We start from the raw sequence: 13,091 nt of genomic DNA, 5'->3' as shown, positions 1-13,091 counted from the left end.
GGTCAAAAATAACCTTTAAATTCACCCAATTGAGTCAATTTTGACACATTTCTTCGACTTGAATTTTATTGTCACTCCTTTCACTCTACCGACAAAACCTCCTGATGTTCATCTCACTATAAAATACAGGTGACTCCATGTTAACAATATTAAAAACAGGGCAATCGGCGCATAAAGTCCCACCGGAAAAAGTCCAGGCTACGTATGGTCGATATCGTATACAGGCATTGTTAAGCGTATTTCTGGGATATCTCGCTTACTATATAGTCAGAAACAACTTCACATTATCGACGCCTTATTTAAAAGAGCAATTGGATCTCAGCGCTACGCAAATCGGCCTGCTGAGTAGCTGTATGCTTATTGCTTACGGAATCAGTAAAGGCGTAATGAGCAGTCTGGCGGATAAAGCCAGTCCAAAAGTCTTCATGGCGTGCGGTCTGGTACTCTGCGCGATTGTTAACGTTGGGCTGGGATTCAGTAGCGCATTCTGGATATTTGCCGCTCTGGTGGTCTTCAATGGCCTTTTTCAGGGCATGGGCGTCGGCCCCTCGTTTATTACTATTGCAAACTGGTTCCCTCGTCGGGAGCGCGGACGCGTAGGCGCCTTCTGGAATATCTCGCATAACGTTGGCGGCGGGATCGTCGCGCCTATCGTCGGTGCGGCTTTTGCGATATTGGGCAGCGAACACTGGCAAAGCGCCAGTTATATCGTTCCGGCCTGCGTCGCCGTCATTTTTGCCTTAATTGTTCTGGTATTGGGAAAAGGTTCGCCGCGCGAAGAAGGTCTTCCCTCCCTGGAACAGATGATGCCGGAAGAAAAAGTCATACTGAAAACGAAGAATACGGCAAAAGCGCCGGAAAATATGAGCGCATGGCAAATCTTCTGTACTTATGTGCTGCGCAATAAAAATGCCTGGTATATTTCGCTGGTCGATGTCTTCGTCTATATGGTGCGGTTTGGCATGATTAGCTGGTTGCCTATCTATCTGTTGACAGTAAAACACTTTTCAAAAGAACAGATGAGCGTCGCGTTTCTCTTTTTCGAGTGGGCGGCGATTCCTTCCACGCTACTGGCAGGCTGGCTGTCAGATAAACTGTTTAAGGGCCGCAGAATGCCGTTAGCCATGATTTGCATGGCGCTGATTTTTGTCTGTCTGATCGGATACTGGAAAAGTGAATCTTTGCTGATGGTAACGATTTTCGCCGCCATTGTAGGTTGTCTGATTTACGTCCCGCAATTCCTCGCGTCCGTACAGACAATGGAGATAGTCCCCAGCTTTGCCGTAGGTTCCGCCGTCGGATTACGTGGGTTCATGAGCTATATTTTCGGCGCCTCGTTGGGCACCAGCCTGTTTGGCGTCATGGTGGATAAACTGGGCTGGTACGGCGGATTTTATCTTCTGATGGGCGGTATCGTATGCTGCATTCTATTCTGTTACCTCTCCCATCGCGGCGCGCTGGAACTGGAACGTCAGCGCCAGAATGCGTTACATAATCAGGACTCGCTGCAGCTTGCGGACGCGCAATAAACGATTAGCCTTCCCGGGGAACAGAAGCGCCGACATCGTATATACCCAAAATAATTCGAGTTGCTTAAAGGCGGCAAGGGAGTGAGTCCCCAGGAGCATAGATAACGATGTGACTGGGGTGAGCGACAAATCTGCCGGGAGCAGATTTGAACGTCGCGTGCGACGGCCCGTCAGGGCGAGGCCCATGGATGGGTCGAGTAATCCGTAGCCAACACATAAGCAACTTGAAGTATGAAGGGTATCTACTGACTAACGCTTACCGTATCCCACCATAAAGCGAATAATTAACCCACATGCCGGTGCGAGAAAAAGCAATAATCCGCTAACGATGTCATCGCCATCCTGCAGCCATACATTGAGTAAATAAATCAGCGCGGCAAGGATAACCATTCCCGTAAAAGAAGAAACCGCAGAAAAAGCCCCCATCACCTGACCGATATAGCCACTCACGGCAAGTATACTTATTGCAAGAAATGTCCATAAATAGATCATCTATAATACCTCCTGTCTATGGCAAGGCTTCCATATAGCCTTACAGTCCCTCTCACTTCTCCTTTAAGATAAACCTTATCAGCACGTCATTTCCATAACATTTATCTCACATTTTATTTTTCTAATCATTTTTCAATAACCTTCGTCTGAAATAAAATTATTACTGTAAAAACAATGCATTAAAAATAATGATTAGCTTATTTTTGCTACGGAAGAAATATTTACGCTTCTTGATAAAGAATTTCTGGGCGCGAGTAAATAACTGGTGGTACATTAGCCTGCCTGGCGTTCATGCCCTCGTGGTTTAGTACTGACTTAGTTTTACACTCCTTACGGGAACCATTGTCGTACATGATGGCCTAACTATACGCAAATCATTCAAGTTACCCTGATGGGCTTACTCAAGTAAGTGCTTCGGATAAGCGAACGCAACTTGAAGGATGATGCGTATTTCAGAGTGTACCGCTGCGGATAATGACTCTTCTGCGATACATTATTTTCGTATCTACAGAAGGTATTTTATGTTTCCTCAAAGCAAATTTTCACGCGCGTTTTTGCACCCGCGCTACTGGCTGACGTGGTTTGGCGTTGGCGTCCTCTGGTTACTGGTGCAGCTTCCCTACCCGGTTTTGCGTTTTCTGGGCACCCGCACCGGTAAACTGGCGCGCCCCTTCCTGAAGCGACGTGAGTCGATCGCCCAGAAAAATATTGAACTCTGTTTTCCGACCCTCTCCCGGGAAGAAAGGGAAAAACTGATCGCCGAGAATTTCCACTCTCTTGGCATGGCGCTGCTTGAAACGGGCATGGCCTGGTTCTGGCCTGATAGCCGGGTTCGCAAATGGTTTGATGTGGACGGGCTGGATAACCTTACCCGTGCGCAGGCGCAAAATCGCGGCGTAATGGTCGTTGGCGTGCATTTTATGTCGCTGGAATTGGGAGGCCGGGTAATGGGTCTCTGCCAGCCGATGATGGCGACCTATCGTCCGCATAACAATCCGCTCATGGAGTGGGTGCAGACGCGCGGTCGTATGCGCTCAAATAAAGCGATGATCGGCAGAAACAATCTGCGCGGCATTGTGGGCGCGCTAAAAAAAGGGGAAGCCGTTTGGTTTGCTCCCGACCAGGACTACGGCCCTAAAGGCAGCTCCTTTGCGCCATTTTTCGCGGTCGAAAACGTCGCCACCACCAACGGCACCTATGTACTGTCCAGGCTGTCTGGTGCCGCCATGTTGACCGTTACAATGGTCAGGAAATCCGATAACTCGGGTTATCGTCTGTATATTACCCCTGAAATGGAAGGTTACCCGGCAGATGAAAATCAAGCCGCTGCCTATATGAATAAAATTATTGAGAAAGAGATCATGCGCGCCCCGGAGCAATATCTCTGGATTCATCGCCGTTTCAAGACTCGCCCGTTGGGAGAAGCGTCACTCTACATCTGAAAAAGGCCGCAAGGCCTTTTATTTTGTCATTTCGCATTGCCATAATATTCACATCGTAAATTACTCATTCCTGCTTTTAGCGATAAGTCTCCTGTTTACAGGCGTTTTTTTACTGTGTCGGCGGCGTCGCTCAATAGCGATTCATCACTGTCAGAAATTAAACTGTCGCCGATTCCCGACACTTGTAAGTTACTAAAAGTAAATAAGAAAATGCCTCTTGTTTCACCTCATTTTTAGGCGTACATTAGCGCCGTCTGGAGCGATGACGCGCAGAATTCTGAGGTGATGCAGGCGGTCGAAACACGAATAATTCTCAATTTCGTATTGTCCGGCATCAACTCTCTATAATCAGGTAAGTGTAAGTTCATTTAGGCGTACGACAGGTACGCGGAGAGATGAAACGTGAAATATTTCTTTATGGGCATTTCATTTATGGTCATCGTTTGGGCCGGTACTTTCGCCCTGATGATTTAAAAGTACAATGCAAAGAAAAACAGGAGCCATGGGGCTCCTGTTTGCTTTTCTACTCCGTGCTCGCCTCAACGGGTTTTGGATGTGACGGCAGCACGCCATCGGCGCGGAACATCGCTTTAATCCCTCTGACGGCCTGGCGAATGCGATCGCGATTCTCTATTAATGCAAAGCGTACATGGGTGTCGCCATAGTCACCAAAGCCTATCCCTGGAGAAACGCAAACCTTCGCCTCATTCAGCAGCTTCTTGGCAAACTCAAGCGACCCCATCGCCGCATATTGCTCCGGGATTTTCGCCCAGACGTACATTGAGGCTTTCGGCATTTCAACCATCCAGCCCGCCTCATGCAACCCCTTCACCAGCACATCGCGACGACGTTTATACTGCTCGGCAATATCGCGCACGCACTGCTGATCGCCTTCCAGAGCGGCGATAGCCGCCACCTGAAGTGGGGTAAAGGTGCCATAATCGTGATAACTTTTAATGCGCGCCAGCGCGCTGACCAGGGTTTTATTGCCCACCATAAACCCAATACGCCAGCCCGCCATATTATAGCTTTTCGACAGTGTGAAAAATTCGACCGCCACGTCGCGCGCGCCAGGCACCTGCATAATGGATGGCGCTTTCCAGCCGTCGTACACGATATCGGCATACGCCAGATCGTGCACTACCAGCACATCATAACGTTTAGCCAGAGCGACCACTTTTTCAAAAAATTCCAGTTCGACGCACTGGGCCGTAGGGTTAGACGGAAAACCCAAAATCATCATTTTCGGTTTCGGATAACTTTCGCGAATAGCGCGCTCCAGCTCGTTGAAGAAATCCACCCCCTCTACCAATGGAACCGAACGCACCTGCGCCCCGGCGATAACGGCGCCATAGATATGAATCGGGTAACTGGGGTTCGGCACCAGTACCGTATCACCATGATCCAGCGTCGCCAGCATTAAATGCGCCAGTCCCTCTTTGGAACCGATGGTCACAATCGCTTCGGTTTCCGGATCGATATCGACATCATAACGTTCCTGATACCAGTGAGAAATCGCGCGGCGTAAGCGCGGTATGCCGCGAGACGTGGAATAACCGTGCGTATCCGGACGCTGCGCGACGGTGCAAAGTTTTTCGACAATGTGGGGAGGGGTTGCGCCATCAGGATTACCCATACTGAAATCAATAATATCTTCGCCGCGCCGACGCGCAGCCATTTTGAGTTCAGCGGTGATGTTAAAAACATAGGGCGGAAGGCGATCGATACGCGTAAAGCGACGTTCAGGGCGGAAGTCAGCCATAATATCCTCAGATTAACGTTAGCGCCCGGACCGTCCGAGCGACGCTGCCACGATGGTGGCTCCTTTAGAAAATAGCCTGAAAATTTTCTTCCTGTCGAGAGGCTAATGAAAATATTTTTTAGCGACGAAAAAGAGGAACAACAGTAAAAATTTACTTTTTAAGCGTGTCGTTATAGCATCAAAAAAAACAATATTATTAACAAATTGATATCTTTGAATTTACCTAAAGCGGTACAGCCGACGATAATTTCCTGTCAATAAACCTTATCTCAAATAATCCCCTTTTGATTTTGTGGTTTTTCCTCTTTAACCAAAATCCTTACTAAGGATAATGGTATTCAATCATGTCATATTGCGGTGTTTTTCAGGGACATTTCCCCGAAAATAAAGATCCTTTCCGGCAAGATGCCGCGATGAAACCGTAAATAAGGCAGCGAACCGGGTACGTATAATAAAATAAATCCCTGTTTTCGCCTGACTAACCGCCATGACGTGATGACTCAACGCGCTGGTGTTTGACCTTTCGCTCAGCAAGAGTAAAGTGAAATAATTCAGACAGTTGAAGCATTCATGCACAGGAACGGCAATGAAAAAAACCGCGTGAGGCACGCGGTTTGAGACTGGCAAGAGAATGATTAATTGCCTGATGACGCTGCGCTTATCAGGCCTACAGATGACACACTTTTGTAGGCCGGATAAGGCGTTTATGCCACCATCTGGCTTATAGAATATGACCTAATGTCTGGCGCAGATGCGCGCCGGAACCTAACAAGCCAGGGTTATCATGGACAATCAGATAGACCGGAATACCGTGTACATAATCTTTAAAGCGGCCTTTATCTTCAAAGCCACCACGGAAGCCGGACGCTTTAAAAAATTCCAGGAAGCGCGGGACAATACCGCCAGCGATATAAACGCCGCCAAATGTCCCCATGGTTAACGCCAGGTCGCCGCCAAATCGCCCCATTATGACGCAAAAGAGCGACAACGCGCGGCGACAATCGATACAGCTATCCGCCAGGGCGCGTTCGGTAATATCTTTCGGGCGCAGATTTTCCGGCAGACGGTTGTCGGACTTAACAATCGCCCGGTAAAGATTCACCAGCCCCGGGCCAGACAGCACGCGCTCGGCGGAAACATGGCCAATTTCGGCGCGCAATATTTCCAGAATCATAGCTTCTTCTTCGCTATTAGGCGCAAAATCGACATGCCCGCCTTCGCCCGGAAGGCTAATCCAACGCTTATCCACATGCACCAGATGCGCCACGCCCAAGCCGGTTCCCGCGCCATACACCGCAATAGGTTTGCCGTCTACCGGTTCGCCGCCGCCGAACTGAATTAAATGCTCTTTTTTCAGCATCGGGATCGCCATCGACACGGCGGTGAAATCGTTGATGATTTCCAGATGGCTAAAGCCGAGATTTTTTTTCATTTCCGCAATAGAAAAAGCCCAGGTATGGTTAGTCATCGCTACCCAGTCACCGGTAATCGGGCAGGCTATGGCGATACAACCATCTTCCACGTTGACGCTATGCTCATCGAGATAAACGCGCACCACGGCCTCAAGACTGGGATAATCCAGGCCGGAATACGTTTTGGCCTGCGAGATTTCTCCACTGGCGATATCACACAGGGCAAGACGCGCATTCGTGCCGCCTACATCTCCTACTAAAGCATACTTTGTCATTCTTCTACTGCTCCGCTAAAGTCAAAATAAGTCTTTGTCACACTGTAAATTCATGGGGGCATAACAACAACGGCCATCAGGCTGACTGCCTATAAATATAGATCTTCATCACAGAATTACTTTCTTGTTTCAGCACCAATTGCAGCAATGCCGTCGGGCAGGCTGTGCAAAATAGGTATACGACCCCGTGTAAGGAAGAGATTATGTTCCACCCGCGTGCCCGAACGATGCTGCTGCTGTCGCTCCCTGCACTGATTATTGGCGTAGCGTCAAGCCTGGTTTTAATCGCCTCGATGAAAGTCGCGTCGGTTTTTCAGCAATTTCTTTGGCAACGACTGCCCGCCAGCATCGGCATCGCTTATGATTCGCCGTTCTGGATAGTGGGTATGCTCACGCTAACCGGGATCGTGGTGGGTTTGATTATCCGTTACAGTCCCGGACACGCTGGCCCCGATCCGGCCATCGAACCGTTAATCAGTATGCCGGTCTCGCCATCTGCGCTGCCCGGGCTGCTTCTCGCCTTAATCATCGGCCTTGCTGGTGGGGTAAGTTTGGGGCCAGAGCATCCGATAATGACAATAAATATCGCGCTGGCGGCGGCTTTCGGTTCCCGCCTGTTTCCGCGTATCACGGCGTTAGACTGGACGATTCTGGCCTCAGCGGGCACCATCGGCGCGCTATTCGGCACGCCCGTCGCCGCAGCGCTGATTTTTTCGCAAACCCTTAGCGGCTCTAACGATATTCCCATGTGGGATCGCCTGTTTGCGCCGTTAATGGCGGCAGCGGCGGGGTCACTCACTACCAGCCTGTTCTTTCATCCGCATTTTTCGTTACCCATCGCCCATTACACGCAGATGCGGCTGGTGGACATTGCCAGCGGAGCGATCGTCGCGGCGATCGCCATTGCTGCAGGGATGGTCGCCGTCTGGTGCCTTCCGCGTCTGCATGAGTTGCTGCACCGACTAAAAAATCCGGTCCTGATTCTCGGCATTGGCGGTTTTATACTGGGTATTCTGGGCGTCATTGGCGGGCCGCTTACCCTGTTTAAAGGCCTGGACGAAATGCAACAAATGGCGTTTAGCCAGACGTTGGGCGCGGGAGATTATTTTACCTTAGCCGCCGTCAAACTCGCCGCGCTGGTCATCGCGGCGGCGAGCGGCTTTCGCGGCGGGCGCATTTTTCCGGCTGTGTTTATCGGCGCGGCGCTGGGGCTCATGCTCCATGCTCATGTTGAGGCCGTACCCGCGGCGATTACCGTCTCCTGCGCGATTCTTGGCTTAGTGCTGGTAGTGACGCGTGATGGCTGGCTCAGTCTGTTTATGGCGGCAGTTGTCGTACCGGATACCAATCTGCTGCCGCTGCTCTGCATTGTGATGCTCCCCGCCTGGCTATTGCTGGCGGGAAAACCGTTGCTGGCCGCCAACCGTCACGAACCCTAATCCGGCGCAGCGGGGGCCATTATCCCCCGTTGCGGGCTTCCAGCGCCCGGGTCACGGTACGCAGTAATTCCGGCAGATCGGCTTTTGGCAACATCACTTCAATAAATGACAGACGTTGTGGGCGCGCCAGCCGTTCGAGGACCTCCGCCAGTTGGATAGCCTGCGTCACCCGCCAGCACTCCGCCTGTTGCGCCGCGTTTAGCGCCGGTGGTATCTGCGTCCAGTTCCAGCTCGCGATGTCGTTATACCGCTGGGCCGCGCCGTGAATGGCGCGCTCTACGGTATAGCCGTCATTGTTGAGCAGCAGGATGACCGGCGCCTGCCCGTCGCGTAACATCGAGCCCATCTCCTGAATCGTGAGCTGCGCCGCGCCATCGCCGATAACCAGAATCACCCGCCGATCGGGGCAGGCGGTTTGCGCGCCAAACGCGGCGGGCAAGGAATAGCCGATAGACCCCCACAGCGGCTGAACCACAACTTCCGCACCGTCAGGAAGCGACAACGCGGCAGCGCCAAAAGCGGCGGTCCCCTGGTCGACAAGGATAATATCGCCGGGTTTGAGATACTGCTGTAAAGTTTGCCAGAAACTTTCCTGGGTCAGTTCTCCCTTATCAATCCGCACTGGCTGTCCGGCGGAACGCGTCGGCGGCGGCGCAAAAGCGCATTCAAGGCACAGTTCGCGCAGCGTAGACACCGCCTGCGCCATCGGGAGGTTGAACCAGGTTTCGCCGATGCGCGACGCGTAAGGCTGAATCTCCAGCGTGCGTTCCGCCGGCAATTGTTGGGTAAATCCGGCCGTAAGGGTATCGACAAAACGGGTGCCGACGCAGATAACCCTATCGGCGTCCTCTATGGCCTGACGCACTTCTTTGCTGCTGGCGCCTGCGCTATAGGTGCCAACGAAGTTCGGGTGCTGCTCATCAAAAAGCCCCTTCCCCATCAGTAGTGTCGCATGAGCGATGGGCGTTTCCGCCATCCAGCGCTGCAACAGTGGTCGTAAACCAAAACGCCCGGCAAGAAAGTCGGCCAATAGCGCAATGCGCCGACTGTTCATCAGGCACTGACGGGCGTGGTAACGAAAAGCCGTCTCCACACCGCTTTGCGCTTCATGCACGGGCAACGCCAGCGCCTCCGTAGGCGGGATGGCCGTTTTTTTCGCCACGTCGGCGGGCAACATGATGTATCCTGGCCTGCGTGCGGCAAGCATTTCACCCAATACACGGTCAATCTCGAAACAGGCGTTCTGTTCATCCAATATTGAGCTGGCAACAGATATCGCCTGACTCATGCGATAAAAATGACGAAAATCGCCGTCACCGAGGGTATGGTGCATCAATTCGCCACGCTGCTGCGCAGCGCTACAGGGCGCGCCGACGATATGCAAGACCGGGACATATTCCGCGTAACTGCCCGCGATACCGTTAATAGCGCTAAGTTCTCCCACGCCAAAGGTGGTGAGTAGCGCTCCAGTGCCCGACATGCGCGCATAACCGTCCGCGGCATAAGCGGCGTTCAGCTCATTAGCGCATCCCACCCAACGCAAGGTCGGGTGGTCAATCACATGGTCAAGAAACTGCAAGTTATAATCGCCCGGTACGCCAAAAAGATGGCCAATGCCGCATCCTGCCAGTCTGTCCAGCAAATAGTCGGCCACGGTATAGGGGTTTTGCATGACAGCTTTCCTTCTGACGTTGACATTATGTTGAGTATTAAGGAATGGCGATGGCTGTCCAGCACGACGGGGATGAAAGCCTGGAAAACAATGTTTACAGCGGCGAACAGTAAAATCCGGATACCGCCTGGCGAGTGTAACCGTATACACTATTTATTCACGCCACAGGGGGAAAGGTCATGATTTATCAGCCCGATGAAAATCGTTATCACACAATGGAGTATCGTCGCTGCGGGCGCAGCGGCGTCAAACTTCCCGCCATTTCGCTGGGGTTATGGCACAACTTCGGCGATGCGACACGGGTAGAAAATAGCCGGGCGCTGCTGCAACGCGCGTTCGATCTGGGCATTACCCACTTTGATCTCGCCAATAATTATGGGCCGCCGCCGGGCTCCGCAGAATGCAATTTTGGCCGCATTCTGCAGGAAGATTTTTTACCGTGGCGCGATGAGTTGATCATCTCCACCAAAGCGGGCTACACCATGTGGGATGGCCCTTATGGCGACTGGGGTTCACGGAAATACCTTATCGCCAGCCTCGATCAAAGCCTGAAACGTATGGGGCTGGAGTATGTCGACATCTTTTATCACCATCGTCCCGATCCCGAAACGCCGCTTAAAGAGACGATGAAAGCGTTAGATCACCTTGTGCGCCAGGGCAAAGCGTTGTACGTGGGGATCTCTAACTATCCTGCCGATCTGGCCAGACAAGCTATCGATATTCTGGAGGATCTCGGCACGCCTTGCCTGATTCATCAGCCTAAATATTCGCTTTTTGAGCGTTGGGTAGAGGACGGGCTGCTGGCGCTGTTGCAGGAAAAAGGCGTCGGTAGTATTGCCTTCTCGCCGCTGGCGGGCGGGCAGCTCACTGACCGTTATCTGAATGGCATTCCGGAAGATTCCCGCGCGGCGAGCGGAAGCCGTTTCCTTAAACCAGAACAGATTACCGCCGACAAACTGGAAAAAGTTCGCCAGTTGAATGAACTGGCTGCGCGACGGGGCCAAAAATTGTCTCAGATGGCGCTCGCCTGGGTGCTGCGTAACGATAACGTTACCTCGGTACTGATTGGCGCCAGCAAACCGTCGCAAATCGAAGACGCCGTAGGAATGCTGGCCAATCGCCGTTTTTCAGCGGCGGAATGTGCAGAAATTGACGCTATTCTGGAGGGCCGGTTTTAGCAAAAAATGCTCTCCTTCATGATTTAAGAGTTAAGGCGATGAAACAAATCTTTACTGCTTTGTAATATTGCATTAACAGGCCGGCGACGGCTCGATCGTGAAGGAGAGAAAGTATGTTCAGGTCACTGATTCTGGCGGCAGCCTTGCTGGCTTTTACACCGCTTGCCGCGAATGCGGGCGAAATCACCCTGTTGCCCTCAATAAAATTACAGATTGGCGATCGCGATGATTACGGTAACTACTGGGACGGTGGTCGCTGGCGCGACCGTGATTACTGGCACAACCATTATGAATGGCGTAAAAATCGCTGGTGGCGTCATGACAACGGCTATCATCGCGGCTGGGATAAGCGTAAAGCGTATGAACGCGGTTATCGGGAAGGCTGGCGCGATCGCGACGATCATCGTGGGCGAGGCCGGGGTCACAAACATCATCACTAAGCCTCCTGCTGAATAATAGCCCGATGACGCCCACGCATCGGGCCTGCTATCTTTCTGTCTTTATGACAATCCCATTACCGTTCCAACCAGCAACCAGATATTCAGGGCGACGACCAGCACGACAATTATCCAGCCAATCTGTTTTACCCGCCGCGTGTTCACCAGCTCGCCCATTAGCGTAGCGTTACTGGTGAAAATCAGGAGCGGCACCAGCGCCAGCGCAATACCAAAACTCAGCAGCACCTGGCTCATCACCAGAATTCGGGTAGGGTCCAGCCCCATCAAAATCACAATAAATGAGGGCAGCATGGTAATGGTGCGCCGTACCCACAACGGAATGTGAAAACGGACAAACCCTTGCATCACCACCTGCCCCGCCAGAGTCCCTACCACGGTGGAGGAAAGCCCTGCCGCTACCAGACTAAGACCAAACACCGTTGCCGCCGCATGGCTTAGTAACGGTTCCAGCGTCAGGTATGCCTGATCGAGGTCGGCGATGCCAGTGTGGCCGCTAAAATGAAACGCCGCCGCGGCGGTCGCCATCATTGCCAGATTGACAAAACCGGCAATCGTCATGGCAATAGCGACATCCCATTTCGTTGCTGAGTACCGTTGTTGCCGCGTTCCGCCGTGCAGATGCTGCGTTAATGACGAGTGCAGATAAATCACGTGCGGCATAATCGTCGCGCCAAGCACGCCGGCGGCTAAGAATACGGCTTCCGGGTTCGGTAGCGCCGGGATAACCATTCCTTTTCCGAGCTGCGCCATATCAGGCTGAGAGAAAAACAGCTCCACAATGTAAGCAGCGGCGACAAAAAGCAGTAAACCGCCGATGACTTTTTCAAGCGGTTTTTGACCGCGGCGTTGTAACATTAAAATCAGAAACGTCGCGATACCGGTCAATACCGCGCCCTGTAATAAAGAGACGCCCAGGATCAGCTTAAAACCTATTGCCGCGCCGATAAATTCAGCTAAATCGGTGGCCATCGCGATGATTTCCGCCTGTACCCAGTAAAACCAGACTACCGGGCGCGGATAATGGTCGCGAATTTGCTCCGCCAGGTTCTTGCCCGTGGCGATTCCGAGTTTTGCCGAAAGGATTTGAATCAGCATCGCCATCAGGTTCGCCCAGACCACCACCCAGAGTAGCTGGTAGCCAAAGCTGGCGCCGGCCTGAATATTGGTCGCGAAGTTACCGGGATCGATATAACCAATCGCGGCAATGAACGCAGGTCCCATTAATGCGAGCCGTAGCTTGCGCGCCGCCCGTCCGCTGCTATTCTCTACGCGATTGTCAGTCATCTTTTGCCTCAAAAACATAGCCTTTGCTATGTTTTATGCTATGTTTATTGATAATGATTATCAAGTGCATTTCAATGGGTACGGGTGATTACTTTGATAGTGTGAAACGATAGACCGATACGATGGCGACCTGTATCAGAACAGTTTG

The 13,091-nt window shown here is 51.9% G+C and carries 11 protein-coding genes; 6 read left to right on the top strand and 5 right to left on the bottom strand.

Annotated elements, in window-relative coordinates; translation table 11 throughout:
• Positions 1-137 precede the first annotated feature (137 nt).
• Positions 138-1,529: a phosphoglycerate transporter PgtP gene (pgtP, locus tag LDB27_RS06625; protein ID WP_000955744.1), complete on the top strand. Its 1,392-nt coding sequence runs from the start codon at positions 138-140 to the stop codon at positions 1,527-1,529.
• A 249-nt stretch (positions 1,530-1,778) separates the two neighbouring features.
• Here pgtP and LDB27_RS06620 read toward each other — a convergent pair whose 3' ends face one another.
• Positions 1,779-2,021, bottom strand: coding sequence for a YfdY family protein (locus LDB27_RS06620; protein WP_000639889.1), 243 nt, complete (start codon positions 2,019-2,021; stop codon positions 1,779-1,781).
• A gap of 521 nt (positions 2,022-2,542) precedes the next feature.
• Here LDB27_RS06620 and lpxP point away from each other — a divergent pair.
• Together lpxP and ypdK are read left to right on the top strand one after the other, a co-directional pair.
• The gene (gene lpxP, locus LDB27_RS06615) at positions 2,543-3,463 is read left to right on the top strand and encodes a kdo(2)-lipid IV(A) palmitoleoyltransferase (RefSeq protein WP_000484431.1); all 921 of its coding nucleotides are present in this window, start codon (positions 2,543-2,545) and stop codon (positions 3,461-3,463) included.
• A gap of 402 nt (positions 3,464-3,865) precedes the next feature.
• Positions 3,866-3,937: a membrane protein YpdK gene (gene ypdK / locus LDB27_RS06610; protein ID WP_010723117.1), complete on the top strand. Its 72-nt coding sequence runs from the start codon at positions 3,866-3,868 to the stop codon at positions 3,935-3,937.
• A 49-nt stretch (positions 3,938-3,986) separates the two neighbouring features.
• Here the strand turns inward: ypdK and alaC are convergent, their stop codons facing one another.
• Positions 3,987-5,225 (bottom strand): alanine transaminase, encoded by a 1,239-nt coding sequence (gene alaC, locus LDB27_RS06605; RefSeq protein ID WP_000763118.1) that lies wholly within the window; start codon positions 5,223-5,225, stop codon positions 3,987-3,989.
• Positions 5,226-5,946: 721 nt separating this feature from the next.
• On the bottom strand, positions 5,947-6,912 hold the full coding sequence (glk, locus tag LDB27_RS06600; protein ID WP_000170372.1) for a glucokinase: 966 nt from the start codon (positions 6,910-6,912) through the stop codon (positions 5,947-5,949).
• Positions 6,913-7,115: 203 nt separating this feature from the next.
• On the opposite strand from glk, the gene LDB27_RS06595 reads away from it, so the two are divergent.
• Positions 7,116-8,351 carry an ion channel protein gene (locus LDB27_RS06595; RefSeq protein WP_000468928.1) on the top strand — a complete coding sequence of 412 codons (1,236 nt, stop codon included), beginning with the start codon at positions 7,116-7,118 and terminating at the stop codon, positions 8,349-8,351.
• 19 nt (positions 8,352-8,370) lie between these two features.
• On the opposite strand, the gene LDB27_RS06590 is transcribed toward LDB27_RS06595, so the two are convergent.
• On the bottom strand, positions 8,371-10,023 hold the full coding sequence (locus tag LDB27_RS06590; RefSeq protein WP_001180876.1) for an alpha-keto acid decarboxylase family protein: 1,653 nt from the start codon (positions 10,021-10,023) through the stop codon (positions 8,371-8,373).
• Positions 10,024-10,202: 179 nt separating this feature from the next.
• Between LDB27_RS06590 and mgrA the strand changes: the two genes are divergently transcribed.
• Together mgrA and ypeC are read left to right on the top strand one after the other, a co-directional pair.
• On the top strand, positions 10,203-11,201 hold the full coding sequence (gene mgrA / locus LDB27_RS06585) for an L-glyceraldehyde 3-phosphate reductase (protein WP_000640283.1): 999 nt from the start codon (positions 10,203-10,205) through the stop codon (positions 11,199-11,201).
• A gap of 113 nt (positions 11,202-11,314) precedes the next feature.
• On the top strand, positions 11,315-11,641 hold the full coding sequence (gene ypeC / locus LDB27_RS06580; RefSeq protein ID WP_000490091.1) for a DUF2502 domain-containing protein YpeC: 327 nt from the start codon (positions 11,315-11,317) through the stop codon (positions 11,639-11,641).
• A gap of 60 nt (positions 11,642-11,701) precedes the next feature.
• On the opposite strand, the gene LDB27_RS06575 is transcribed toward ypeC, so the two are convergent.
• Positions 11,702-12,943 (bottom strand): Nramp family divalent metal transporter, encoded by a 1,242-nt coding sequence (locus LDB27_RS06575; protein ID WP_000131734.1) that lies wholly within the window; start codon positions 12,941-12,943, stop codon positions 11,702-11,704.
• Positions 12,944-13,091 lie beyond the last annotated feature (148 nt).

The organism is Salmonella sp. JXY0409-18 (assembly GCF_020268625.1).
GTDB lineage: Bacteria > Pseudomonadota > Gammaproteobacteria > Enterobacterales > Enterobacteriaceae > Salmonella > Salmonella enterica.
This window is presented reverse-complemented; position numbering and strand designations above follow the sequence as displayed.

Bases quoted from the DNA above. Each gene is read 5' to 3' on its own strand.
- pgtP (WP_000955744.1), top strand. From the start codon at position 138: ATGTTAACAATATTAAAAACAGGGCAATCGGCGCATAAAGTCCCACCG.
- LDB27_RS06620 (WP_000639889.1), bottom strand. From the start codon at position 2,021: ATGATCTATTTATGGACATTTCTTGCAATAAGTATACTTGCCGTGAGT.
- lpxP (WP_000484431.1), top strand. From the start codon at position 2,543: ATGTTTCCTCAAAGCAAATTTTCACGCGCGTTTTTGCACCCGCGCTAC.
- alaC (WP_000763118.1), bottom strand. From the start codon at position 5,225: ATGGCTGACTTCCGCCCTGAACGTCGCTTTACGCGTATCGATCGCCTT.
- glk (WP_000170372.1), bottom strand. From the start codon at position 6,912: ATGACAAAGTATGCTTTAGTAGGAGATGTAGGCGGCACGAATGCGCGT.
- LDB27_RS06595 (WP_000468928.1), top strand. From the start codon at position 7,116: ATGTTCCACCCGCGTGCCCGAACGATGCTGCTGCTGTCGCTCCCTGCA.
- LDB27_RS06590 (WP_001180876.1), bottom strand. From the start codon at position 10,023: ATGCAAAACCCCTATACCGTGGCCGACTATTTGCTGGACAGACTGGCA.
- mgrA (WP_000640283.1), top strand. From the start codon at position 10,203: ATGATTTATCAGCCCGATGAAAATCGTTATCACACAATGGAGTATCGT.
- ypeC (WP_000490091.1), top strand. From the start codon at position 11,315: ATGTTCAGGTCACTGATTCTGGCGGCAGCCTTGCTGGCTTTTACACCG.
- LDB27_RS06575 (WP_000131734.1), bottom strand. From the start codon at position 12,943: ATGACTGACAATCGCGTAGAGAATAGCAGCGGACGGGCGGCGCGCAAG.